This window comes from Curtobacterium aurantiacum (genome assembly GCF_018598555.1).
Lineage (GTDB): Bacteria > Actinomycetota > Actinomycetes > Actinomycetales > Microbacteriaceae > Curtobacterium > Curtobacterium aurantiacum.
In genome coordinates, this window is record NZ_JAHEWN010000002.1 from 196629 (window position 1) to 221713 (window position 25085).

General features: G+C 71.3%; 21 protein-coding genes. 12 read left to right on the forward strand and 9 right to left on the reverse strand.

The genetic code is table 11. The features are described from left to right. Window positions 1–9: 9 nt before the first annotated feature. Genes KK087_RS02855 through KK087_RS02865 form a run of 3 tightly spaced genes read right to left on the reverse strand, consistent with a single transcriptional unit; the run spans window position 10 to window position 3526 of the window. Window positions 10–2091: a YhgE/Pip domain-containing protein gene (locus KK087_RS02855; RefSeq protein WP_214564142.1), complete on the reverse strand. Its 2082-nt coding sequence runs from the start codon at window positions 2089–2091 to the stop codon at window positions 10–12. Continuing rightward, entirely contained in the window at window positions 2088–2873 is a 786-nt protein-coding gene (locus tag KK087_RS02860; protein ID WP_214564143.1) for a P-loop NTPase family protein, read from the reverse strand. The genes KK087_RS02855 and KK087_RS02860 overlap by 4 nt, the downstream gene beginning before the upstream one ends. Continuing rightward, on the reverse strand, window positions 2870–3526 hold the full coding sequence (locus KK087_RS02865; protein WP_214564144.1) for a TetR/AcrR family transcriptional regulator: 657 nt from the start codon (window positions 3524–3526) through the stop codon (window positions 2870–2872). Before KK087_RS02865 ends, KK087_RS02860 begins: the two co-directional genes overlap by 4 nt. Before the next feature lie 160 nt (window positions 3527–3686). On the opposite strand from KK087_RS02865, the gene KK087_RS02870 reads away from it, so the two are divergent. Both KK087_RS02870 and KK087_RS02875 read left to right on the forward strand, forming a co-directional pair. Then, window positions 3687–7334 (forward strand): S8 family serine peptidase, encoded by a 3648-nt coding sequence (locus KK087_RS02870; protein WP_214564145.1) that lies wholly within the window; start codon window positions 3687–3689, stop codon window positions 7332–7334. A gap of 177 nt (window positions 7335–7511) precedes the next feature. Beyond that, window positions 7512–7676: a hypothetical protein gene (locus KK087_RS02875; RefSeq protein WP_155896763.1), complete on the forward strand. Its 165-nt coding sequence runs from the start codon at window positions 7512–7514 to the stop codon at window positions 7674–7676. A 104-nt stretch (window positions 7677–7780) separates the two neighbouring features. On the opposite strand, the gene KK087_RS02880 is transcribed toward KK087_RS02875, so the two are convergent. Further along, window positions 7781–7954, reverse strand: a complete 174-nt coding sequence (locus KK087_RS02880; RefSeq protein ID WP_214564146.1) for an antitoxin — start codon at window positions 7952–7954, stop codon at window positions 7781–7783. A gap of 208 nt (window positions 7955–8162) precedes the next feature. Between KK087_RS02880 and KK087_RS02885 the strand changes: the two genes are divergently transcribed. Then, window positions 8163–9509 (forward strand): adenylosuccinate synthase, encoded by a 1347-nt coding sequence (locus KK087_RS02885; RefSeq protein WP_214528864.1) that lies wholly within the window; start codon window positions 8163–8165, stop codon window positions 9507–9509. A 2-nt stretch (window positions 9510–9511) separates the two neighbouring features. Continuing rightward, window positions 9512–10069, forward strand: a complete 558-nt coding sequence (locus KK087_RS02890; RefSeq protein ID WP_250892817.1) for an arsenate reductase/protein-tyrosine-phosphatase family protein — start codon at window positions 9512–9514, stop codon at window positions 10067–10069. A gap of 60 nt (window positions 10070–10129) precedes the next feature. Here the strand turns inward: KK087_RS02890 and KK087_RS17775 are convergent, their stop codons facing one another. Further along, window positions 10130–12709, reverse strand: a complete 2580-nt coding sequence (locus tag KK087_RS17775) for a LamG-like jellyroll fold domain-containing protein (RefSeq protein WP_214564147.1) — start codon at window positions 12707–12709, stop codon at window positions 10130–10132. Window positions 12710–12840: 131 nt separating this feature from the next. Here KK087_RS17775 and KK087_RS02900 point away from each other — a divergent pair, with 131 nt between their 5' ends. From KK087_RS02900 to KK087_RS02915, 4 genes are all read left to right on the forward strand, one after another. After that, window positions 12841–13332 (forward strand): SRPBCC family protein, encoded by a 492-nt coding sequence (locus tag KK087_RS02900; RefSeq protein ID WP_214564148.1) that lies wholly within the window; start codon window positions 12841–12843, stop codon window positions 13330–13332. A gap of 261 nt (window positions 13333–13593) precedes the next feature. Further along, window positions 13594–14568 (forward strand): CPBP family intramembrane glutamic endopeptidase, encoded by a 975-nt coding sequence (locus KK087_RS02905; RefSeq protein WP_214528868.1) that lies wholly within the window; start codon window positions 13594–13596, stop codon window positions 14566–14568. Then, the gene (locus KK087_RS02910; protein ID WP_214564149.1) at window positions 14555–15943 is read left to right on the forward strand and encodes a sensor histidine kinase; all 1389 of its coding nucleotides are present in this window, start codon (window positions 14555–14557) and stop codon (window positions 15941–15943) included. Before KK087_RS02905 ends, KK087_RS02910 begins: the two co-directional genes overlap by 14 nt. Continuing rightward, entirely contained in the window at window positions 15940–16611 is a 672-nt protein-coding gene (locus KK087_RS02915) for a response regulator (protein WP_214528870.1), read from the forward strand. Before KK087_RS02910 ends, KK087_RS02915 begins: the two co-directional genes overlap by 4 nt. Window positions 16612–16616: 5 nt before the next feature. Here KK087_RS02915 and KK087_RS02920 read toward each other — a convergent pair whose 3' ends face one another. Further along, window positions 16617–17111: a hypothetical protein gene (locus KK087_RS02920; RefSeq protein ID WP_214564150.1), complete on the reverse strand. Its 495-nt coding sequence runs from the start codon at window positions 17109–17111 to the stop codon at window positions 16617–16619. A 32-nt stretch (window positions 17112–17143) separates the two neighbouring features. Beyond that, window positions 17144–17950, reverse strand: a complete 807-nt coding sequence (locus KK087_RS02925) for an SGNH/GDSL hydrolase family protein (protein ID WP_214564151.1) — start codon at window positions 17948–17950, stop codon at window positions 17144–17146. Between the two features lie 172 nt (window positions 17951–18122). Here KK087_RS02925 and KK087_RS02930 point away from each other — a divergent pair, with 172 nt between their 5' ends. Next, the gene (locus KK087_RS02930; protein ID WP_214564152.1) at window positions 18123–18761 is read left to right on the forward strand and encodes a TetR/AcrR family transcriptional regulator; all 639 of its coding nucleotides are present in this window, start codon (window positions 18123–18125) and stop codon (window positions 18759–18761) included. Between the two features lie 158 nt (window positions 18762–18919). Here KK087_RS02930 and KK087_RS02935 read toward each other — a convergent pair whose 3' ends face one another. Further along, a complete protein-coding gene (locus KK087_RS02935) occupies window positions 18920–20203 on the reverse strand; it encodes a PP2C family protein-serine/threonine phosphatase (RefSeq protein WP_214564153.1) in 1284 nt (427 codons plus the stop codon). A gap of 74 nt (window positions 20204–20277) precedes the next feature. Next, the gene (locus KK087_RS02940) at window positions 20278–21000 is read right to left on the reverse strand and encodes a CPBP family intramembrane glutamic endopeptidase (RefSeq protein WP_214564154.1); all 723 of its coding nucleotides are present in this window, start codon (window positions 20998–21000) and stop codon (window positions 20278–20280) included. A 152-nt stretch (window positions 21001–21152) separates the two neighbouring features. Here KK087_RS02940 and KK087_RS02945 point away from each other — a divergent pair, with 152 nt between their 5' ends. Genes KK087_RS02945 through KK087_RS02955 form a run of 3 tightly spaced genes read left to right on the forward strand, consistent with a single transcriptional unit; the run spans window position 21153 to window position 25024 of the window. Continuing rightward, window positions 21153–22604, forward strand: a complete 1452-nt coding sequence (locus KK087_RS02945) for a tyrosine-protein kinase domain-containing protein (protein WP_214564155.1) — start codon at window positions 21153–21155, stop codon at window positions 22602–22604. Between the two features lie 15 nt (window positions 22605–22619). After that, entirely contained in the window at window positions 22620–23567 is a 948-nt protein-coding gene (locus KK087_RS02950; RefSeq protein ID WP_214564156.1) for a beta propeller repeat protein, read from the forward strand. Window positions 23568–23581: 14 nt separating this feature from the next. Then, window positions 23582–25024 carry a sugar transferase gene (locus KK087_RS02955; protein ID WP_214564157.1) on the forward strand — a complete coding sequence of 481 codons (1443 nt, stop codon included), beginning with the start codon at window positions 23582–23584 and terminating at the stop codon, window positions 25022–25024. Window positions 25025–25085 lie beyond the last annotated feature (61 nt).

Sequence of the window (25085 nt, forward strand, 5' to 3'; positions counted from 1 at the left end):
CGCGCCCCGCTACCCGATCAGGCTCGGGCGCAGGTCGCGCAGCGTGCGGGAGCGGGTCTGCCGCGCCGTGACCACGAAGGACACCAGGAGCGCCCCGAGCAGCCAACAGAGCAGCACGCCCGCGTCGGACCACGCGGCGCCGAGGTTCCCGCCGTACATCGTCTGCCGGATCGCGTCGACCGAGTACGTCATCGGCAGCGCGAAGTGCAGCGCCGCCAACGGCCCCGGCAGCGTCTGCCACGGGAACGTGCCTCCGGCGGTGACGAGCTGCACGAGCATCAGCACCAGGCCGAGGAACTGCCCCACCGATCCGAGCAGCACGTTGAGCGCCATGATGATCGCCGCGAAGGTCGCCGAGGCCAGGACCATGATCCCGATCGTGCCGCCGACGTGCACCACGTTCAGGTCGAGGGCGAAGCGCACGATGAAGAACAGCGCCACCATCTGCACCAGGCCGAGGAGCGCCGGGGTCAGCCAGCCGCCGAACACCACGGCGAGGGGCTTCCGCACCGCCGTGATGGCCCGCTTCGAGATCGGCTTGAGGATGAGGAACAGCGCGTACATGCCGATCCAGGCCGCGAGTGAGATGAAGAACGGTGCGAGGCCGGCTCCGTAGTTCGACGCGGCGGCGACGTTGTCGTCCCCGACCTTGACCGGGTCGGAGATGACCGAGGCCTGCGACTCACGCTCGGAGGCGTCCGACGCGGGGATCTTCGTGCGGCCCTCGTCGAGCGACGACGCGAGCTTCGACGAGCCGGTCGTGAGCTTGTCGAGCCCCGATGCGAGCGATGACGCGCCCTGGTCGGCGGTCTTCGCACCGGTCGCGAGCTGCGACGCACCGGATGACAGCGTCGGAGCGGCCGAGGCCAGCTTCGACGTGCCGTCCGCCACCTGGGCGGCCCCCGATGCGAGCGTGGATGCCCCCGTCGCCGCCGAGGAGATGCCGGACGCGAGCGTCGGCGCGGCGGAGGCGAGCGATGACGTACCGGCTGCGACCTGTGCGGAGCCGTCACGGAGCTTGTCCACCGAGGACTTCGTCGTTTCGTAGGTGCTCTTCGCCGAGGCGCCGGCGGTGTTGACCCGGGTGACGGCGTCGGTGACGGTCGACTGCAGGGCAGCCTGCTGTTCCTCGGTGAGCTCGACACCCTCGGGCAGGTTGTCGGTGATACCCGAGATCACGGTCTCTGCGTCGAGGGGTCGGAGCGAATCGACGTCGGCGCTGTACGAGTCGACCGTGTCGGCGAGCTGCTTGTTGCCGGCCGCGACCTGCTGCGCCCCCGCGTTCAACTGCTGCGTCTGCGACGGCAGCGCCGCCGTCTGCTGCTGCGCACTCGCCAGCCCGGACGCCAGGGTCGACGCCCCCGACGCCACCTGCTGCGCCCCGCTGTCGAGCTGCTGGGTCTGCGACGGCAGGTCGGCCGTGCCGGACGCGAGCTCAGCTGCACCGGACGACAGCTTGCCGGTACCGTCCGCCAGCGTGTGCGCACCCCGGTCCGCCTTCTTGGTCCCGGACGCGAGTTCATCGGCCCCGTCGACGGCGTCGCCGAGGCTGTCCCGCACGTCGGCGAGCCCGACGAGCAGGGTCTTCGCCGCCTGCTTGCCGACGCGCTCGGCGACGGCGGTGCGCATGGTCTTGCCCGCCTGCTCGGCGATGGTCGAGGCCAGGTACGAGTTCGTGTCGGCCGTCGTCATGACGAGCTTCGCCTGCGTCGGGTCGTCGGACTGCGCGGACACCAGGTGCTCGGAGAAGTCGTGCGGGATGGTGACGACGAAGTCGTAGGTGCCGTTGCGGACGCCGGAGCGGGCGTCGGCGGCGCTCGTCGTCGTCCACTTGAAGTCGGCCCCGTCGATGGCCTCCTTCGTGACGTCCTCGCCGTAGTCGACGTGGTCGCCGTCCAGCGTGGCACCGGCGTCGAGGTTCACGATCGCGGCGGGGATCTGGTCGAGCTTCGCGTACGGGTCGCGGTTCGCCCACAGGTACGCGCCGCCGTACAGCAGCGGCACGATCATCAGCGCGATGAACGCCAGGCGTGCGAGCGGGGTCGCGGTGAGCCGCGCGAGTTCTGCGCGGACGAGCGAGGTGGTGGTCACTTCTGTGCCTCCGTCGGGACGGTTGCGGATGCTTGGGTGACGGGGGGAGCGGTCGGGAGGCCCGGCTCGGTTCCGTCGGTTCGGGCCACGTCCTCGGGGTCCTCGGTCTGGGGCGTCGCGAGCGTCGCGACGTCGTCGTGCGACTCGGCGGCGTCGTGCGTGTCGACGTCGTGCGTCTCGATCGTGTCGAGCAGGTGCTGGACGGTCGTGGCGGCGGCCTTCGAGGTCACGAGGACCACGGTCACGCCTCGCCGGGTCACGTCGCGGACCACCTGGAACCAGTCCTCGACGGCGCCGCCGTGCCGCTCGGGCGAGGTGATCACGATGCCGGTCACGCCGTCGCGGAGCAGGGCGAGCTCGACGAGCAGTCGGACGCGCACGGCCGTCGGAACCCGCTGGACGTGGGTGTCGCCGTACTCGCGCAGCCCGAGTTCGTCGAGCACGGTGTCGACGTGCGCGCGGGTCGGACGCTGCCCGGCGAACGCGAGCTCCTCGCGCACGATCTGCGTGAGGGTCATGACGGGGAAGGGCTCGGCGACCCCTGGGGTGTCCACGAGGGCGAACGAGCGCCGGACGGCCGCCGGGTCCTCGTGGCCGTCGAGCAGCAGGCGGCCGGTGTCGGGCTGCATGCGGCCACCGGCGACGAGCGACGCGAGCACCGGGGCCTGCTCGGTCTCGACAGCGAGGACCCCCGGGCGCCCGGGTGCGGCGACGGCGGAGACGACGGGCAGGGGTGCACCGGGCTCCTCGCCGATACCGACGTGGTCGAGTTCGAGCGTCATGCGTGGTCCTTCGGGGCAGGAGCGGGAGCGGGAGCAGCGGGTTCGGAGAGCAGTGCGGTGCGCCAGTCGATGCCGGCCATGCCCAGCGCCGACACCACCACCATGCGCCGTCCGTCCTCGTCACTCGTGCCGGAACGGGTGGCCTCGTCGAGGACGGCGATGCACGCGCCCTCGACCAGACGGCCGAGCGTTCCGGGGTCGACGTCGTCCCGCATGGCACCCTCGTCGATCCCGAGCGCGCACGCCTGGCGGACCTGTGCGCGCAACGGCGCGAACACCTCGGCGACGGGTTCGGCGAACGGGCTGCGCACGGCGACCCGGGCCATCGACCGGACGTGTGACACCTCGGCCCAGAGCGTCACCGCGATGGCGGCGAGGCGTGCGGCCGGCGGGAGCTCCTGCAGGTCCGAGCTGGTCGGCATGGCGGCGGCGATCCGGGCGGCACCGGCGGTCACGACCTCGCGCACCAGGTCGTCGCGTGACGGGAAGTGTCCGTACACCGCACGGCGGGAGAGCCCGGCCGACGCGGCGATCGTCTCGATCGAGGCGTCCGGGTCCTGCTGCAGGCAGGTCTTCGCCGCGTCGAGGAGTGCTGCCCGGTTCTCCGTGGCGTCGCGGCGGGGCGCGCGGGAGGGCTGCTCGGTGGTGGTCACGCTGCCCATCGTAATAACGTGCACACAGGTGTGCAACTTAACAGGAAGCGACCCCCGGACGAGGGGTGTCCCCCGAAGTGCGGACTGTCCCGCCTGAGAACGAACGCATAGCTTCACAGGAATCTCATGCGAACCACGGACTGAGCCAGGAGTGTCCTCTTTGAACCGTGCAACACCGAACACCGACCCGAATCCCACCCCCCATCGCTTCACCCGCGTCCTGACCGCCGGCATCGCCGCCGCGGCCCTCGCGTGTGGCGGTCTCGCAGTCGGGGGCGCGGCCTCCGCAGCTCCGGCCGGGATCTCGGTGGCCGACCTCAAGCTCTCCGCCCCGCTCCGTGACGCCAAGCCGACGAAGACCGTCGCTGCGTTCGTGCGCACGACCGGCCAGGGTGCCCTCGAAGTGGACGCCAAGGCGAAGGGCGGGGACCTGACGAAGTCGCGGACCCAGTCCTCCGCGGCCAAGAACCGCGTCGAGGCGATCCAGTCGACCGTCGCCGCGGTGCGGTCGGCCGTCAAGCGCGCCGACGCCGACGCGACCGAGCTCTACTCGACCGAGTACACCGTCCCCGGAGTCGCGGTCGTCGCCGACGTCGACGCGTTCCGGCAGATCGCGGAGCGCTCCGACGTCGAGAGCATCATCCCGCTCACGCCGAAGAAGATCGTCGAGCCGACGGTCAACGAGAACGCCGACGCCGCTCCCTCGGGCGTCGATCCCAGCCTGGTCCAGCCCGGTGCCGACGGCGTCTCGCCGAAGAACTCGGCGAGTGACGTCTACACGCGCTCGCTCAACGCCTGGCAGCAGACCGGGCACACCGGCAAGGACGTCAACGTCGCCGTCCTCGACACCGGTCTCGACTACACGCAGGCCGACTTCGGCGGCCCCGGCACCACCGAGGCGTACCAGCAGGCCCTGGCGGACGCGAGCGGTGGCGCTCCGGATCCCAGCCTGTACGACGCGTCGAAGTTCCTCGGCGGGTACGACTTCGCCGGTGCGACCTACAACGCCGACCCGACGGACCCGAACTCCTACGACCCGGTGCCGGCTCCCGACGACAACCCGATCGACGGCAAGGGCGGCGACCACGGCACGCACGTGTCCGGCTCGATCGCCGGCTACGGCCTGACCGCCGACAAGCAGCAGTTCGACGGCGACTACACCAAGCTCACCACGCAGCAGGTGCAGGACATGTGGATCGGTCCGGGCACCGCGCCCGAAGCCGGCCTGTACGCCCTGAAGGTCTTCGGTGACAACGGCGGTTCCACCGACGTCACCGGTGCCGCGCTCGACTGGGTCGGCCAGGCGCTCACCGAGGGCAAGGACATCAACGTCCTGAACCTGTCGCTCGGCTCCGACTACGGCGCGCCGGACGACCCCGACAACGCCAAGATCGACGCACTGACCGCTCGCGGCGTGCTCCCCGTGATCGCCTCGGGCAACGCCGACGACTTCACCGACATCGGTGGATCGCCGGGCAACGCCGAGGGTGCGCTCACCGTCGCCGCGAGCGCCACCGGCCAGTCGCTGTACGACGGTGTCGAGGTCACGGCCCCGGCCGACGTCGCGAAGACCTACCGCTCGCAGTACTCGCAGAACTTCCAGGGCACGCTGCCGGTCGAGGGTGACGTCGTCGTCCCGTCCGCGAACATCGACGGCTGTGCGGCGTTCAGCGCCGCCGACGCCGCGAAGATCGCGGGCAAGGTCGTCTGGCTGAAGTGGACGGACGCCGCGCTCGAGTGCGGTTCCGGCGTGCGCTTCAACAACGTCGAGGCCGCCGGCGGCGTCGGCGTGCTCCTCGCGGGGACGCTCGACACCTTCGAATCGGGCGTCGGTGGCAACGCGACCATCCCGGGTGCCGAGCTGACCGCGAAGAGCGTGGCGAGCCTCCGGGCCACCGCCACGGCGGGGACCCTGCACGTGCGCTTCGCGGACGAGCTCACGGGCTTCGAGGTCGCCACCGAGGCGGACGCCGTGAACACGCTCGCGTCGTTCACCAGCCGTGGCGTGCACGGGTCGTTCGACGACATCGTCAAGCCGGACATCGCCGGCCCCGGGGTCAACGTGATCTCCGCGGCCAACGGCACCGGTGACGGTCGCATGTCGATGAGCGGCACCTCGATGGCCACGCCGGACGTCGCGGGCATCGCAGCGCTGACGTTCCAGTCGCACCCGACGTGGTCCGCCCCGCAGGTCAAGGCGGCGCTGATGAACACGGCGACCCACGACGTGAAGGACGGCGACCGTTCGGCGACCCTGCTCCGCCAGGGCACCGGTCGTGTGGACGCGCTGCAGGCGGTCACCGCCGGCACCACGGTCCGCAGCGCCGACAACGACCAGCTCGTCACCGCGTCGTTCGGTGTCGTCGAGGTCGCCGGCGCGACGAGCGAGACCCGGACCCTGCGGATCGACAACACCGACAGCACGGCGCACACGTACGACGTGTCGTACCAGCCGCAGGTGACGCAGCCGGGCGTGACGTTCGCGCTCAGCTCGAAGCAGGTCACGGTGCCCGCCAACGGCACCGCGTCGGTCACGCTGACCTTCTCGGTCACCGACCCGACGCAGCTCCGCCGGGTCATCGACCCCACGCAGGAAGCCGTCCAGCAGGGCTACCAGCGCGAGTTCGTGGCAGCAGCCTCCGGCATCGTGGCGTTCGCGCCGACCGACAGCACGCTCAACCCGATGCGTCTCGGTGTCTACGTGGCACCGAAGCCCGTCAGCGCGGTGCGTGCCCGGACCACGGTCTCGTTCACGGGACCGGGCAAGTCGGCCGAGCTCACGCTCAAGGGCCGCACGCTCGACCAGGGCGGACTGACGACCGGCTACCACGCCGCCGTCGCTCCGTTCGTGCTCGGCGGCACCGACCCGGCCGAGGCGTTCCCCGAGGGTTCGGCGACGCGCTCGCTGCAGGCGGCCGACGTCCGTTCCTACGGTGCGTCGTACGACAAGGCCTCGGGCACCCTCGCGTTCGGCGTGCAGACCGCTGGTCCGGACGCCAACCCCGGTGCCGTGACCAACGTCGAGGTCCTCATCGACACGGACCGTGACGGCGAGCCCGACTACCTGGTGTACGACGCGAAGTCAGCGACCGTGGACGCCACGCTCGCCACGACGGTCAACCTGGCGACGGGCAAGACGGTCGACGCGCAGCCGCTCAACGGCGGTGCACCCGGGCAGGACGTCAACACGTTCGACAGCTCCGTGAAGGTGCTGACCGTCGCTGCGAAGGCGATCGGTTCGTCGAAGAAGTTCGACTACACCGTGCTGACGGAGTCGGCCTACGCCCCGGGTGCCGCCACCAGCGGTTCCTCGGTCGTGGACGAGACGAAGGCGGCCACGTTCGACCCGTCGAAGCCGAAGCTGTCGTTCTCGCAGGACGGTGCGACCGGCGTGCTGTTCGCCGACGCCGACTCCCTCACGGTCACCCGTGCGTCGGGTGTCACCAAGGCGACGGTGCTGCTGCTCCACCTCGACAACGCGGCGGGCAAGCAGGCCGACACGTCGACGATCACCGTGATCCCGCCGACGCTGGCGCTGGCCGAGGGCAGCAAGGTGACCGTGAGCGGGACGGCGAAGGTCGGCTCGACCCTCGCCGCGAAGCACGGCACCTGGAGCACGACGAAGGCGACGTACAAGTACCAGTGGCTGCGTGACGGCAAGGCCGTCGGGTCCGCCACGGGCACGAAGTACAAGCTCGGCTCGTCCGACGTCGGGCACCGCATCAGCGTGCGGGTGACGGCCCACGCCTCCGGGTACGAGGACGGCACCGCCAAGTCCGGGGCGACCGCGAAGGTCACGCGCCGCTAGCCAGGCGCTCGGCGCGGTTCGCGCGTCACATGGTGAGCAGAAGAGGTCGGGTCCCGAGTGGGGATCCGACCTCTTCTGCTCACGAAGCGCATGCGACGTGCACCCCACGCATCATGAGAACGCGCGTTCGGGACAGGTAGTTAGACAAACTAGTGAAGCGGTGCCAGTGTTGTTCACATGCAGAACACGCTGAACCAGCTCCGGTCCAACCCGGTCGAATGGCGCCGTCGTGGACTCACCCCGCCGGACGTCATCCAGGCCATGATCGAGCAGCGCCTGGCCGAGCCGGGGCACTCCCAGCCCGTCGGTGACCCGTCGTACCAGGACTTCTTCCGCAGCTGACGCGGGGCCGGTCGGGCGGTTCGTGACGTTCCGACCGACGGACAGGAGGCGCGGTGCCAGCTGGCACCGCGCCTCCTGTCCGTCGGTCCGTGACGTCTCGGACGTCACCTGCCGATCTTGCCGTCCGCCGCGTTCTGCGCCTTGTCGACCTGGTCGCCGTGCCCGCCGCCGGTCGCCTTGTCCGCGGCGTCGCCCGCCTTGTCGAGGCCAGCGTCCGTGGCCTTCTCGCCCTTGTCGCTGTCGGCGAAGTCCTTCGCCTTGTCTCCGAGGCCGCTCATGTCGTGCTCCTTCGTGTCGTGGATCTGGACGCGTCCGACCGTGCTCCGACCGATCCGGACGGGCACCCAGGTGCGCAGGTTGTGGACAGAGGGCCGACCGTCCACCGCTGTCGTGCCGGGTGACGCGGAGGTGACCAGCCGATAGACTCGGGTGGACCACCGGCCCGGACGGCCGTGTGCGGTCCTCCGCCAACGTGAGGAGAACCAGATGCCCGCAGCAGTCATCATCGGCGCCCAGTGGGGCGACGAGGGCAAGGGGAAGGCCACCGACCTCCTCGGCTCCCGCATCGACTACGTCGTGAAGTTCAACGGCGGCAACAACGCCGGACACACCGTCGTCGTCGGCGGCGAGAAGTACGCCCTGCACCTGCTGCCCTCCGGCATCCTGACGCCCGGCGTGACCCCGATCATCGGCAACGGCGTCGTCGTCGACCTCGAGGTGCTGTTCCAGGAGCTCGACGCCCTGCGCGCCCGCGGTGTGGACGTCTCGAAGCTCCTCGTGTCGGCGAACGCCCACGTCATCACGCACTACCACCGCACCGTCGACAAGGTGACCGAGCGGTTCCTCGGCAAGCGCCAGATCGGCACCACCGGTCGCGGCATCGGGCCGACCTACGCCGACAAGATCAACCGCGTCGGCATCCGCATCCAGGACATCTTCGACGAGAACATCCTGCGCCAGAAGGTCGAGGCCGCGCTCGACCAGAAGAACCACCTGCTGGTCAAGGTCTTCAACCGCCGTGCGATCGACCCGGAAGAAGTGGTCGAGTCGCTCCTCTCCTTCGCCGAGCGCCTGCGCCCGATGGTCGCCGACACCGCCCTCGAGATCCACCGCGCCCTGGAGCGCGGCGAGACCGTCCTGTTCGAAGCCGGTCAGGCCACCATGCTCGACGTCGACCACGGCACCTACCCGTTCGTCACCTCGTCGTCCGCGACCGCCGGTGGGGCCGCGACCGGTTCCGGCATCGGCCCGGGCAAGCTCGAGCGGATCATCGGCATCGTCAAGGCGTACACGACCCGCGTCGGCGCCGGTCCGTTCCCGACCGAGCTGTTCGACGAGTCGGGCGAGTTCCTGCGCGCCAACGGCTTCGAGTTCGGCACCACCACGGGTCGCCCCCGTCGCTGTGGTTGGTACGACGCCCCGATCGCCCGCTACACCGCGCGGATCAACGGCGTGACCGACTTCGTGCTCACCAAGCTCGACGTGCTGACCGGACTCGAGACGATCCCGGTGTGCGTCGCGTACGAGGTCGACGGCGTCCGCGTCGACGAGGTCCCGGTCAACCAGTCCGACTTCCACCACGCGAAGCCCGTGTACCAGGAGTTCCCCGGCTGGACCGAGGACATCACCGGCGCCCGCACCTTCGACGACCTGCCGAAGAACGCGCAGGACTACGTCCTCGCGATCGAGGCGATGTCCGGTGCCCGGATCTCGGCGATCGGCGTCGGCCCCGGCCGTGACGCCATCGTCGTGCGGCACGACCTGCTCGGTGCCGACGAGCGTGCCGACGAGCGCACCGGCCAGCGAGCCGGCGCACACACCGACGCAGCGTGACGATGCGGATCCTGTTCGTCTGCAGCGGCAACATCTGCCGGTCCCCGCTCGGCGCGCAGGTCCTGACGGCGCGGCTCGGCCCGGACGCCCCGGCGTTCGTCGTCGAGTCGGCCGGCACCATCGCCGACGACGGCGCCCCGATGGACGCCGCCGCGGCCGAACAGTCCGTACGGCTCGGGGGTGACCCGACGACGCACCGGTCGCGGTACCTGACGGCGGACATCGTCGAGCGTGCCGACCTGGTGCTGACCGCCGAGCGGTCGCACCGTGCAGCCGCCGTCTCCCTGGCGCCCCGGGCGTCCAAGCGGACGTTCACGATCAAGCAGTTCGCGCGGGTGCTCGCCGGCCTCGAGCCCGGTGACCTGGCCGACGTCACGTCGCCGCAGGAGCTCGTGGAGCGCGTCGCCCGGCTGCGCGGCACCGTCCCGCCGCCCGCCGACCCGGCCGACGACGACGTGGACGACCCGTACCGCCGCTCGACGGCGACCCACCAGCGCGTCGCCGACGAACTCGACGTGGCCCTGACGGGCATCGCGGACGCGTTGCGCGCCGTGGTCTGATCCCCTGACGGTCAGGAGGCCCGGTGCCAGCTGGCACCGGGCCTCCCGTCCGTCCTCGTCCTAGCGACCGGTGCCGGCGTCCGTTCCGGGGCCGGTCACGCGGGGCAGGCCGGCGAAGCGGCGCCTCAGCAGCACCGCTGCGCCGGTCACGAGCAGCAGCAGCGCGGTGACGCCGAGGAGTCCGAGGCCGTGTGCGCCGGTGTAGGCGAGTTCGCCGTCGGCGACCGGACGGTCGTCCGCGCCACCGTCCGCACCTGGGACGACCACGGGGACCGCCGGAGCGACGGCGTCGCCGTCTCCCGCGCCACCGTCACCGGCACCGGGCGTGCCGTCACCGGCACCGGGCGTGCCGTCACCGGGGGTACCGGGCGTGGGAGCGTCCGGGTCCTCCGGCTCGGCCGCGGCGGGCACCGCGACCGCGAACGCGACGGGCGTCCCGCTGCGTGTGCCGATCGACTGGACGGCCTCGGCCGCGCCGGTCTCGACCGCACGGGCGGCGGCGACCCGTCGGGTGTCGTCGCCGGTCAGCTCGACCGTCCAGCTGCCGTCGGAGGCGACCTCGGTGCGGCCGTCGACCGCGCCGGAGAGCGTGACGGTGGCACCGGGGTGTCCGTCACCGGAGATCGCGGTCGGGACGACCTCGGTGCCCGGCTCGTCGACGGTGAGCGCGTCGAGGTCGGCGCGGGCCGTCAGCCAGGACTCGGCACCGATCGGGTGGTCGACCACGCGGGTCTCACCGATGCAGCCGTTCCAGCCGTTCGTGGCGGCGTCGTCGACCCAGTCGCTGCCGAACAGCCACGGCATGCCGTCCTGCACGGTCTGCCCGCCGGTGTCGGTGGCGTTGCGGAGCACCGGAGCACCGTCGATGTACATCGTCGTGGTGCGGGCGTCGGCGTCGTTCACGAGGGCGACGTGCAGCCAGCGGCCGGGGATGATCTCACCGGACCACGCGGTGCGGTCACCCTTCGCAGCGTCCGCGGTGATCTCGGTCCACTGGAACTCCTTGAGGTTCGAGATGCCGAGGGCGACCGGCGACGCGGTCCAGTCCCAGCGGGTCTGCGGGACACCGATCTGCGAGCGGTTGCCGCTCCGGACGATGGCCTTCGACCACGAGTTCGCGCCGTCGGTCCAGGACGGGTCGACCTCGAGGAACGTCTCGATCGTGTAGCCGTCCGGGAACGTCGCACGGTCGACGGTGGTGTCACCGGGCGAGGTCAGTGCGCTGAAGCGCTTCGCGGCCTTGTCGGCGTTCGCGAAGCAGAGCCCGGCGCCGTCGGACGACAGCGGGTGGGCCTCGTCGACGATCGTCACGTCGGCGTCCTGCGCGGTCGGGGAGCCCGACTCGGCGTGGGTCATGCGGGTGAGGTCGGCGTCGCCGACGACGTCGTCCACGGTGGCACCGGGGGCGAGGGTGCCGGGCTCCTGTGCACCGGGGCGCCACCACGCCAGGGTGCCGTCGACCTCGGTGTGGTCGGCGCGGCCACCGGGGAGCTCGGTGGTGACGGGCGGAGCGCCCTCGAACCCGTCGAGCAGCATCTGGCGGGCCCGGTCGATGAGCGGCGGCTCGTCGGCGGAACCGGCACGGAAGTCCGGCGCGAACCCGGCGAAGCGGGTGCGGAAGTCGACCGGCACCGTGTAGCGCTGGTTGGCGGCGTCGAGCAGCGGCTGGTCGTAGGAGGTCAGGGTCTCGGACGGCTTCCACGTCACCCACGGCGACGCGGTCTGCATCGCGAGGGTGCCGTTCGTCAGGTCGAACTCCATCAGGCCGAGGTAGCCGTTGCCGCCCTCGTAGTCCATCTGGTGGTCGATGAGGACCTGGGTGACCGCGTGGCCCGCGGTGTTCGTGCGGCTCTTCCACGTGGACCCGTGGAAGTGCCCGTTGAGCGTCAGGAACACCTGGTCGTTCGGGGCGATGACGTTCTTCCACAGGCGTTCGCCGTAGGCCGTGTCGACCGCGGTGAGGCCGTCGGTGGCGATGTTGATGACCTCGTGCGAGGTGAGGATCGTCGGCAGGGTGGGGTGGGCCGCGATGACCTGGTTCGCCCAGGCGAGGGTCTCGTCCGAGGCCCGCCACGGCAGCGCGAGCGAGAGGAACCGCTGCCCTTCGGCCTCGAACACGTGGAACTGGCTCAGCCCGGTGCGGTCGGTGCCGGACTCGACGGTCGACTGGCCGGTGGCGCGGGACGCCGGGAAGGTGCGCAGGTACGGCTCGGCGGCCAGGTCGTACGAGGTGTCGAACACGGTGTCCGCGGAGTTCCGGACGTCGTGGTTGCCCGTCGTGATGCTGTACGGCAGGTCGGCGTCGTCGAGCACCGACATCGCCCGGTCCGCTGCCTGCCACTCGCCGGCCTGGCCGACCTGGTCGACGACGTCGCCGACGTGCGTGGTGAAGGGGATGTGCAGCTCGTCGGCGTGCTCGGCGAGCCACTCCGTCTGCACGTGGAACGGGTCGTCGCCGTAGCGGGGGACGAACTGCGAGGCCGAGTAGCGCGAGTAGAACTGCGTGTCCGGCAGCACCGCGAGGGTGAAGCGGGAGGCGAGGTCGGCGGCGGGGGCGGCGGCTGCGGCGGCCGGTGCCGGAACGGCGGCGAGGAGGGGGACACCGACGGCGGCGGCGAGGGCGAGGGCGGTGGCGGCCACTGCGGGGGATCTGTGGCGGGAGCGGGGTGGGGTCACGCGACGATGCTGGTGGCGACGTCTGTCCCGCTGGTTTCCTGAGTGTGACCACAGCGTGAGCGGCGGGCGACGACCACCCCTGCCACGATGAGCGCATGCCCGTCGTCGAGTCCCGCTGCGTCATCCCGGTCGAGCCGCAGGTGGCGTTCGCCGTCTCGCAGACGCAGGGGGCGATCCGGAAGCGGTGGGACCCCTTCATCCGCCGCCAGCACCTGATGGACGGTGCGACCGTGCCGGCGAAGGGCGTCCGGACGTACACGGTGCAGCGGTTCGGGCTCGCGATGGAGAGCGAGTACGTCTCGTACCACCCGCCGTCGAACGTCGGGATGAAGATGACGAAGGGCTCCTGGTTCTTCGAGCGGATGGGCGGCGGCTGGCGCTTCACGGCGGCCGACGGCCAGCCCGGGCACACCCTGGCCGTCTGGCGCTACAACTTCACGTGCCGGCCGAAGTGGCTCGCGCCGGTCGCCGAGCGGATCGGCGCACTGGTGCTGCAGCGGGACATCGACCGCCGCATCGCCGGGTTCGCCCGCGGCTGCGAGGACCCGGTCGTCCTGGCCCACGTGGCCGCCCAGCGCGCCGCCTGAACGGGCCCACCAGACGCCGGCGTCGTGCAGGCCGAGTCGGTTCGGAAGACGCCGTCGTCGTACTGAGGCGCCGCCGAATGCTCGAGACGCCTCCGGATTCGGCGGCGTCTCGAGTGCAAGGCGGCGTCGAGCGATGACGACGGCGTGTCCAGGAGTGCCGAACGAACCGAGCGAAAAGCACTTGCATCCTTCGATGGAACTCCCGCAGGTGCGTCCCGAAGCCGGTCGTCCCCGGGCGCGATCGTTCCTAGCGTCGTGGTCATGACGAACACCACCGAAGCCCGGCCCGCCGCCGGCACCGCACCCCGCGACCGAGGGGGTGTCCGCGGCCTCATCGCCCGGCACCCGCTCGCGTCCTTCTTCACCATGGCACTCGGCCTGAGCTGGCTCGCGTGGGTGCCGTACATCCTGTCGCCGCACGGCATGGGCGTGTGGGACATCCACTTCCCCGAGGTGCTGGGCAGCGGGCAGTTCACGGGCGTCCTGCCCGGTGCGCTCCTCGGCCCGCTGGGCAGCGCGTTCATCGTCACCGCGGTCGCCGACGGTCGCGCGGGCCTCCGCCGCTGGGTCGGCCGGCTGTTCCGCTGGCGGGTCGCCTGGTACTGGTACGCACTGGCGCTCGTCGTCGTGCCGGCACTGATCGTCGTGTCCGCGCTGCCGTTCGCCGGCGGTGACGTGCGGGCCCCCTCGGCCCTGGCCTTCGCCATGCTCGTTCCCGGACTCATCATCCAGCTGTTCTCGACCGGCCTGAGCGAGGAGCCCGGCTGGCGCGACTTCGCCCTGCCCCGCCTGCAGCACCGCTTCGGGGGCCTCGGCGCCGCCGCGATCCTCGGTCCGATCTGGGCGCTCTGGCACATGCCGCTGTACTTCAGCGACTGGGGTGGCTGGCCGAACGCGCACTGGAGCGAGCCCGTCGTGTTCGCCCTGTTCACCATCACCTTCAACGTCGTGATGATCCAGGTCTTCAACAAGACCCGCGAGAGCCTGCCCCTGGCCCTGCTGCTGCACGTCGGCGTGAACAACACGATCTCGACGCTGTTCCCCGAGATGTACCCGAGCATGACCGCCGGCACGCTCATGATCGGCCTGACCATCATGTCGACGATCGCCGCCGTGGTGCTGCTCGTCGCGACCCGTGGCCGCCTGGGCTACGACCCCGCCCGACGCGCCCTGCCCCTCGACGCGCCGGTCCCCACCCGCGCCCGCCTCGTAGGATCCAACGATGGCACCCGCTGAGCACGACGCGCTGCGCGCACCGGCCGAGCCGACCGCGCAGTCCGCGCAGTCCGCGCGCCCGGCCGCGCCCGCCGAGCAGCCTGCCGCGCAGCGCGCCCGCCGCGTCGACGTCTTCGTCGCGCTCGGCACGGCCGTCGTCGCCCTCGGGCTGCTGCTCGGGCTCCCACCGCTCGACGCCGCCGAGCCGGACGGCGCCGCGCTCGCCCTGCGGGCACCCGCCCCGTTCACGGCGGCGTGGAGCGTCCTGGCCCTCGGGCTGCTGGCCCAGTCCGCCGCGCTGCTCGCCGCCCGTCGGGCTCCCCGGACCGTGCTCGTCGTGGTCGCCGCCCTGCCGGTGCTCGTCGCGGCGCTCGCTCCGCAGGCGTCCGACCTGTTCGGCCTCACCGCCCTGCCGGTGGTGGTCGCCGTCGTCCTCGCCGCGCTCCGTGTCCCACTGGCCCGACTGTGGCCGACGCTCCTGGTCACCGGTGCGCTCGTCGCCGCCGGCAGCGCGGTGCTGTTCGCGGTCGCCGCGCCGTCTGGTCCCGACGTCACCGAGGGCCTGACCGGCTCGCTCGGGCAAGGCGTGCTGCAGGCGATCGGCGCCGTCGGGGTGCCGCTGCTGGTCACCCTGCTCGTGCAGTCCCGCCGCGAGGTGCGCGTCGCCCGCACCGCCGAGGCCAGCGCCGTCGGCCGTGAGCAGGACGCCCTGGTCGACGCCGCCGTGTCCCGGGAGCGTGCTGCGATGGCCCGTGAGCTCCACGACATCGCCGCGCACCACCTGTCCGGCATCGCCCTGATGGCCGCGGTCATCGACCGGCAGATCGACGCCGACCCGGAGCGTGCCCACGAGGGCGCTCGCCAGGTGCGGGAGCAGAGCACCGCCGTGCTCGACGACCTCCGCCGCCTGGTCGGCCTGCTCCGCGACGACACCCCCGCAGAGCGCGCCGTCGAGACCGTCGCCGGGATCGTCGACCTGACCGAACGTGCCCGGTTCCGCAGCGACGTCCGGCTCGACGTGCTGCCGGGGGACCGCCCGCTCGCCGACGGCGTCGGCCCGCTCGCGCAGCTCGCCGCCTACCGCACCGTCCAGGAGGCGTTGGCCAACGCCGCCCTGCACGCCCCGTCCGCCCCGTGCACCGTCACCATCGACGACCGTGACGCGACCCGTCTGGTGATCCGGGTGGAGAACGCACCGGCCGCCGTGCCGGCAGCGGAGACCTCGCCGTCGGGCGGCAACGGTCTGCGGGGGATGCGCGAGCGGGCGGACCTGGTCGGGGCGCGCCTCCAGACCGGCCCGACCGCCACCGGCGGATGGCTGGTGGAGCTGGCGCTCGGCCGGGAGGCACCTGCCGCACCCGCACAGGACGCCGACGGTTCCGGGGTGGTCGCGTGATCCGCGTGCTGGTCGCGGACGACCAGCCCCTGGTCCGTGCCGGGGTGTCCGCGCTCCTCGGCGCGGAGCCGGACATCGAGGTGGTCGGCGTGGCCGCGGACGGCGGCGAGGCGCTCGCACTGGCGCGCGCCACGCGACCCGACGTCGCCTGCCTGGACATCCGGATGCCGGTGATGAACGGGATCGAGCTCGCACGGATCTTCTGCGCGCCGGACGCCGACCCGGCGATCCCGGCGCTCATGCTGACGACGTTCGACCTGGACGACTACGTGTTCGGGGCGCTCGAGGCCGGGGCCTCGGGCTTCCTGCTCAAGGATGCCGAGCCGGACACCATCATCGACGCCGTGCGCCAGGTCGCCGCCGGCAACGGCACGCTCGACCAGGCCCTGACCCGGCGGGTGCTGCGGGAGTTCGTGTCACGCCGGAGCCTGCAGCCGGTGTCCGGCGACCGGGCCGACGGCGTGCTGACGGCCCGTGAGCGCGAGGTGCTCCTGCTGCTGGCGCAGGGGATGTCGAACGAGGAGATCGCGGCCGCGCTCGTGCTCGAGGTGTCGACCGTCAAGTCGCACCTGGCGCGGATGCTGCCGAAGCTCGGGGTGCGGTCGCGGCTGCAGGCCGTGGTGTGGGCCTACCAGAACCGGATCGTGACGGTGCCGGAGCAGCCGTAGGGGTGTCAGTCGGCGGGCTGCGGCTCGGCGGCGCCGGGGACGACGAGTCGCCAGACGTCGTCGTCTCCGTCGTGGGAGAGGTACAGGCGGAAGGTGCCCTCGTCGGCGAGCGGGTCGCCCGAGGGGTACTCGACCGGCTCGCCGCTCGTCTCGCACTGAGCCGAGGTGCTGATGACCTGGATCGTGTCGCCGGGGGCGGCGGCGTCACCCTTCGTGACGTCGGTGACCGTCGCCTCGTACACCTCGTAGATGCCCTGCGGTTCCACCGTGCGGTCGGTCTTGGTGACGTCGGCGTCGACGACGAGTTCAGCGGCGTCCCGGCGTTCGGCCGGGGTCTTCAGGGGGACGTAGTCGGCGCAGAACCCGGAGTGCAGCGGCCCGGCCTGGGTGCTCGGGTTCGTGGGGGCGGCATCGCCGCTCGTCTCGCTGCCACAGCCCGCCAGAGTGCCGCCGAGCACGATGACGAGTGCCACGACCGGTGCGATCCGTCCCCACTGCATGGGGCGAGTATGGCTCACGACGCGACCGGGGGCTAGCCCGCTGCGCCCTTGGCACCCTCGGCGGCGATGTGGATGGCCTGCTGCATCCGGACCGAGACCTTCTTCGACATCGCGACCGTCGGGTGGACGCCGTCGTACGTGCGCGAGGACGGCCAGCCGCCGTCGAGCCGGCGGTCGGCTGCCCACGGGTCGACGAACATCCAGCCGCGGGTGAGTGCGTGGTTCTGCAGGTCGCGGTTCAGGACCTCGCCGAGCTTGCGGCGGTCCACGTGGCTCTTGCCGGAGTTCGTCGCGTTCGACGGTGCGATCGCCGAGATCACGACGTGGTCGGCACCCACCTTCGTGGCGATCTTGTCGATGTTCTGCAGGATGGACGCTGAGCTGCGTTGGTAGCGCAGGTCGTTCGTCCCGGCCATGACGACCAGGACGTCGGCGTCGTGGGCTTCGGCGTCGTCGAGGATCCTGGTCGTCGTCGCGTTGCCGATGGCGGTGCCGCCGACGTTGGTCATCGTCGTGTCCTTCAGCTGTCGCATCCACGACTTCGGCATCTCGGTGAGCGAGTCACCGGCGTAGGTCCACGTCAGTTTGCTCGGGGCGGCAGCGGCAGCGGCAGCAGTGGCCGGAGCGGCGGGTGTCACAGCGGCCGTCGAGGGTGCCGCCGAGGACAGTGCGACTGTTGCGATCGGGGTCGCGGTGGGTGCCGAGAGCGACACCTGCGTGCTGCCCTCCACAGCGGAGGCCTCGGTCGGGGCCGACGTGAGCACCGAGCCGGCGACGACGGCGACCGCCGCAGCGGCTGCGATGACGGGCAAGCGGGCGGGGAGCTGGAGGCGCGGCAACGTGAGCTTTCGTTTCGGGTGCGAACCGTCTCACCCTAGGGAAGCCCGTCGCCGCTTCGGTCCCCCCAGATCTGGGGTCGCGCAGGTGTTGCGCTCGGTGAACCTGTCCGGGGAACGCGCGTTCCCGTTCGGGGGACTGTGCAGGGCTGCGGGACCCTGCTGGAGTGTGTGCATGCACATGGGAACGCCGCCGGTCACCTCGCACGACGACCCCTCCCTCCGGGGCGAGGTCATCCACGGGATGATCACCGCGCTGCGTTCCCGTCCGCTGCACGAGGTGACCCCCGAGGTCGTCGCGGCTGCGGCCGGTGTGGACACCGCCGTCGTCGGCCGGACGTTCCCGAGCTGGGACGGCCTGCTGCTCGCGACCATCGACCGGTGGAACGAGGACCGCACCACGCCGCTCATGCCCCTGGCCGAGCAGCACGGGACCATCCGGTTCCTCCGCGCGATCGTGACCGCGAACGTGGCCGACCCGTCGCTCATGCGCTTCCTGACGGCGACGCTCAACATCGCGGCGTCGCCCGAGCACCCGCTCGCGCCCATGCTGCACGCCCGGTGGCGACGGTTCCACGCCTTCGTGCAGCACGCCCTGGAGCGCGACGTCATGCTCGGGCGGGAGCCCAGCACGATGGAGCCGGCACGTGGATCCGAGCAGCTGCTCGCGACCTACGAGGGGCTGCAGCTGCAGTCCATGGTGCGACCGGAGATGGACCTGCTCGAGGCCTTCGACCGCGCCGTGACGCGCCTGCGCGAGGGCTGGTCCCGCGCGTACGTGCCGCCGCTCTGGGACCTCGACCGGGTCGGTTGACCCTCCGAGCGGCACATCGAGCCGCCCCCACAGACCGAGGACGCTAGGGCGTTCCGAGGGCAGACGCTCGTCGTCTGCACGCGTCGCCGCACGATTCGGGTTCGAGCGGCGGCGCGTACCAACCGCTCCGGCCCCGGGCCCGGCGCTCGGCCGTGCCGTCAGTCGGCGTGCATCGCGAGCGGTCGCTCCGTGTCCACCTCGACCGGCTGCCGGCGGATCGCGATCACCGTGACGTCGTCGTCGTGCGGCACCTCGTCGGCGCGGGCCGACAGTGCGAGGACGACGGCGTGCGGGTCGCGGCCGGCGCGGGCGATCGCGGCGACGGAATCGATCGTGTCGTCCAGGTCGTCGTACAGGTCGAGCACGCCGTCGCTGAACGAGACGAGCAGGTCGCCCGGTTCGAGGGTGCCCTCGGCCGTCGCCCACTCCTCGCGGATGCCGAGCCCCAGCGGCATGTCGCCGGATCGCAGTCGGTCGACGTGTCCGTCGGCGCGCAACACGAAGCTCAGCCCGTGCCCGGCGTCCGACCACCGGAGGGTGCCGTCGTCGGAGATCCGGGCGTGGAACAGGGTGGTGAAGGCGAGGTCCGGTCCGACGCCCTCGGCGGTCAGGCCGTCCGACGCGCGCCGCAGAGCATCGGCAGGGTCCTCGACCGTGCGGGCGCTCCGCAGGGTCGCCCGCACCGCGGCGGCGATCAGGCCCGCGCCGACGCCCTTGCCCATCACGTCGCCGAGGCTCACCGCCACGCCGGTCGGTGTCGGGTACCAGTCGAAGAAGTCGCCGCCGACGCTGCGTGCCGGCAGACATGCTCCGGCCACGACGACGTCGTCGGTGATGCGGCCCGTGGTGGTCGGTAGCAGTGAGCGCTGCACGGCGGCGGCGCGGTCGATCTCCGCGCGGACCTTGCCCTCGCGCGCTTCAGCCGAGCGCAGGCTCAGTCGGGCCCGGCGGGAGAGTTCGTGCACGACGACGGCGACCGTGCCGAACACGACGACGAGGATGGCCAGGCGGACCAGTTCACTCGCGCCGGGCGCGTCGGACGGGGTCAGGACGTAGGGCGCGAGGATCACGAGCACGACGCCCGTGATCGCGAACACCACGGTCCGACGGTTCTCGAGCGACGCCCACCAGACCACCGGGAGCACCACGATCGCTGTGAACAGCGAGGAGCCGGCACCCGTCCCGGTGCGCAGCAGGGCGATCGTCAGGAAGTCGACGGTCAGCAGGATCGGTACCACCCAGGCCGCGCGGCGCACGAGCGTGGGGATCGCGCTCAGCAGCGTCGCGACGGCCATGCCGATCACGCTCGCGACGAACAGGTTGTGCTGGGTGATCGCCAGCGACGGCATCACCACGCTCAGGAACGCCGAAAGCGCCAACAGGCCGCTGATCGGAGCCTGACGGACGAGAGGGTTGTCGACGATGCTGGTTGGGCGAGTCATGCTCAGTGCAGGTTAGTGGTCAGCGATGGTCCATGACCGCTCCTGCCCCCATCTGGGGACGCGGCGATGGCCGCTCAGCGCGGCCAGGTGGCGACGACGGCGACCGCGTTGAAGAGCACGTGCGCCAGGATCGCGCCGCCGATGCGGTCGGTCATCGCGACGAGCGCGCCGGTGAGGAGCCCGAGCACGAACGTCGTCACGAACACCTGGAACCCGCCGAGCGTCGTGCCACCCGCACCGAGCAGCAGGTGGAGCAGCGCGAACAGGACCGCGGTGACCAGCACGGCGAGGAACCGCGTGCGGGGCGTGAGCTCGGCGGCCAGCCGGCGCTGGAACAGCCCGCGGAACACCACCTCTTCGAGCACCGGGCTGACGATGACGATGCCGATCGCCGACACGAGCAGCAGCCCGACGTCCGGTGTGCCGAGCGTCGGAGCGGGGACGAGCCCGGTCGTGCCGGTGAACGCGATGGACAGGAACACGTCGAGCACGCGGCAGATGATGACGATGCCGATCGCGAAGACCACGATCCCGAGGTCCAGCCGCAACCGTGACAGCATCGCCGAGCGCGAGGTCCGACGGAGGACCACCGCGGCGCCGACCGCGAGGGGCAGCCACACGGCCGCATCGGCGGCGAGCACCTGCAGGACCGGCGACGGGATGCCCCCAGTCCGGGTGACCTGTCCGACGATGCGGGTGAGGATCACGGCGACGCCGAGTGCGACGAGGATGACGATGAGGTCCCGCTGCCGCCGCTCGCCGGGGTCGGTGGAGATCGGGGCCGGCTCGGAGCTCATGGGGCCACCGTAGAGGACACCGCGCGGCGGATGGCGACTTGCCCCGAGCAGCGCTCGTTCCTGTGGCACTATTTGTATGCCGTGCGCTGGGAATACCCCGGGGCGCCTGTGTCGGGACCACGGGGACGGCCATGATCGGGGAAGGCAAAGGCGTGGAACTCCGCGACTACATCACGGTGCTCCGCAAGGGATGGGTACTCATCGTCGTACTCGCCCTGGTGGGAGTGGCCGCGGCCGCAGGGTTCTCCCTGCTGAAGAAGCCGGTCTACTTGGCATCGGCGCAGGTCTTCGTCTCCACGGAGACGTCCGGCAGCGCGAGTGACCTGGCACAGGGCAACACGTTCACCCAGCAGCGGGTGCTGACGTACTCGAACCTGGTGTCGACGCCGATCGTGCTGCTGCCCGTCATCTCGACGCTCAAGCTCGACATGAACGCCGACCAGCTCGCGACGATGGTGTCGGCGACGGCGCCGACGAGCACCACCCTCATCGCCATCTCGGTCGAGGGCACCGACCCGGTGCAGGCCGCGAACATCGCCAACGCGACCTCGCAGAGCCTGACCAACGTCGTGCAGGACATCGAGGCCACCGACGCGAGCGGCAAGAGCACCGTCAAGCTCACCCGCGTCAAGCAGGCCGACGTGCCGAGCACGCCGGTCAGCCCGAACGTCCCCGTCAACGTCGCGCTCGGGCTGCTCGTCGGGCTCGCGCTGGGTGTCGGCATCGCGGTCCTGCGCCAGACCCTGGACAACCGCATCCGCACCGAACTCGACGTCGAGAAGATCAGCGACAAGCCGGTCGTCGGTGGGATCGCCTACGACGCCAAGGCCGCCGAACGGCCCCTGATCGTGCAGGTCGACCCGCGCAGTCCCCGCGCCGAGTCGTTCCGCACGCTCCGCACGAATCTGCAGTTCCTGGACATCGGCACCGGTGCCCGCACCTTCGTCATGACGTCGTCGATGCAGTCCGAGGGCAAGAGCACCACGGTCGCGAACCTCGCCATCGCACTGGACAGCGCCGGGTTCCGCGTCATCCTGATCGACGCCGACCTGCGTCGCCCCCGTGTCGCCGAGTACATGGACGTCGAGAGCAACGCTGGTCTGACCGACGTCCTGATCGGCCGCGCCGACCTGGAGGACGTCGCCCACCCGTGGGGTCGCGGCAAGCTCGTCGTCCTGCCCGCCGGCCAGATCCCGCCGAACCCGTCCGAGCTGCTCGGCTCCCGGGCGATGCAGGACCTGATCGAACGGCTCGAGCAGCAGTTCGACTACGTCCTGTTCGACGCCCCGCCGCTGCTGCCCGTCACCGACGCGGCGATCCTGGCCAAGAAGGCCTCCGGCGCGATCCTCGCGGTCGCCTCGGGGCAGACCCTCAAGGGCCAGCTCGCCGCAGCCGTCGCGTCGCTCGAGAACGTCGGCGCCCCGATCTCCGGCTTCGTCTTGACGAAGATGCCGCTGAAGGGCCCGGGAGCCTACGGTCACGGCCGCTACGGCTACGGCTACAGCTACGGCCACGACGAGGACGACAACACCGTGACCACGTCGACGCACCCACCGAAGCGGGTCGGCAAGAAGCTCGGCGTGCTCCGCCGCGCCGGACGCTGAACGGGGCCGCGAACGATGAAGAACCGCCGAGGGACCCGAAGCCTCGGCCGCGCACTGCCCCGGACCACGTTCATCCTGGTGGCGGTCGTGGTGGTGGCGCTGATCGTCATCGACGTCGTGCTCGTCGCGCTCGCCCTGGGCCGAACGGCACCCGAGGAGAACGGACCCGCCGGTCCGATCCCCACCTTCACGCGGACGCCGGATCCGAGCGAGACGCCACGGGCAGGTGCATCTGCTGACGCAGACGCCGCTGCGACCAAGCAGCAGGGCCGCCGCCTGTTGGCAGCGGTCGACGGCCAGGAGGCGTGGCGCGCGTCCGGCGGGTCGTGTGCCGGCCCCCGGCCGGTGCTGGAACACACCGTGGACGGCGGGGCGACGTGGGTTCCGGTAAGACTCGGGACGGATGTCGGATCGCTCATGGCGATCCGGGCCTCCAGTGCGGAGCTCTCGATCCTGGCGGGGGTCGGCGACGACTGCACCACGACGGCACGCACCAGCACCGACGCGGGCGTGACGTGGAAGGCCGGCAATGCCGGCGCCGCCGGCGCCGGCATCACCACCGACGGCGTCGTGCTCGCCAGCGGGACCGTCCAGGCGCCGTGCTCCGACCCGATCGAGGCGTTCCAGGGGGAGCAGACCTCCGTCGTGATCTGCGACGGCCAGCTCGAGTGGCGGACCGGCACCGACGCCTGGGTCGACGTGCCGATGGGCGGCGTGCGCTCCATCGCCGTCGACGGCGGCGAGTACACGCTGGCCCGCGTGGGCGTCTCGTCGTGCGACGGCGTGCAGCTCGTGACCATGTCCGCTGCCGGAGTGACCCCCAGCACCCCCGTCACGCCGGTCGGTTGCGCCGACGGCACGGACTCCGACGTCACCGTCACGATCGACCGCGCCGGGCAGGACGTGTGGTTGTGGGACGGTGAGACGGTCCGGGTCTCGAGTGATGGTGGCGCGTCGTGGTGACCGTCACGAAGCGGATGACCCAAACCGGCGACAGCTGGGAGACCTCGTACTCTCGCCGCCTGGTCGTGACTGACGTCCTCGCACTCATCTGGGTGACGTTCGGCGTGCAGATCGCGTGGTTCGGTCTCGACAGTCGTCGCGTCGACGGGAACATACCGGACCTCGCGATCGGGTACACCGCCGTGTCGATCTTCATCATCGTCGCGTGGCTCGTCGTGCTCGCGCTCTACGACACCCGGGATCCCCGCTACATCGGTGCCGGTTCCGGTGAGTACCGGCGAATCGTCGACTCCGCCATCCGTCTGTTCGCCTTCGTCGCCATCCTCGCGTACGGCTTCAAGATCGATCTGGCTCGCGGCTACATCTTCATCGCGTTCCCGCTCGGCGTGCTCCTGCTCTTGCTGACCCGCTGGATGTGGCGTCAGTGGCTCGGTGCGCAACGTCGGAGCGGACGCTTCTCGGCGCTCGTGCTCCTCGTGGGCTCCGACGAGAGCGTGGAGTACATCAGCAGGGAGCTCGGCAAGCACCCTGAGGAGGGGTACCGCGTCGTCGCCGCCTGCGTGCCGAATGCGCCGATCGGATCGACCCTCCGCGGCGGCGACATACCCGTCGTGGGACGCATCCCCGACGCACTCGCCGCGCTCGCCACGTCGGGTGCTGACACCGTCGCGGTGACGAGCTCGGACGAGCTCGGCGCCAAGGCGGTGCGCGAACTGAGCTGGGGGCTCGAGAGCGGCCGCCAGCACCTCGTCGTGGCCCCGAGCCTCACCGACATCAACGGCCCGCGCATCCACATGCGCCCGGTCGCCGGTCTCCCACTCATGCACGTCGAGATGCCGCGGTACGAGGGGGCCACCCACTTCGCGAAACGAGCCTTCGACATCGTCGGTTCGAGCTTGATGATTCTCGGGCTGTCGCCTCTGCTGATCGCGATCGCGATCGCCGTGCGGGTCAGCAGCGTCGGTCCGATCCTCTACCGCCAGCAGCGGATCGGGCTCAACGGGAAACCCTTCAACATGCTGAAGTTCCGCTCGATGCGGGTCGGCGCGGACGCCGAACTCGCAGCGCTGCTGTCGGAGCAGGGGCGTGGAGGCGAGCCGCTCTTCAAGGTCGAGAACGACCCCCGCATCACTCCCGTGGGGCGGTTCCTCAGGAGGCATTCGCTCGATGAGTTCCCACAACTGCTGAACGTGTTGACGGGGAGCATGAGCCTGGTCGGTCCACGCCCGCAGCGCGAGGGCGAAGTGGCGCTCTACGACAACGCGGCACGCCGACGTCTGCTGCTCAAGCCGGGGATGAGCGGGCTGTGGCAGGTCAGCGGCCGATCGAGCCTCTCGTGGGAGGACGCCATCCGCCTCGACTTGTTCTACGTGGAGAACTGGTCGGTGACGGGGGACGTCGTGATCCTCTGGAAGACCCTCCGAGCCGTGCTCGCCCCAGGGAAGGAAGCGTCATGACCACTCTGGGTCACGGGGGCCGGAACACCGTACTGATCGTCGAACAGAACCCGACGGGGCA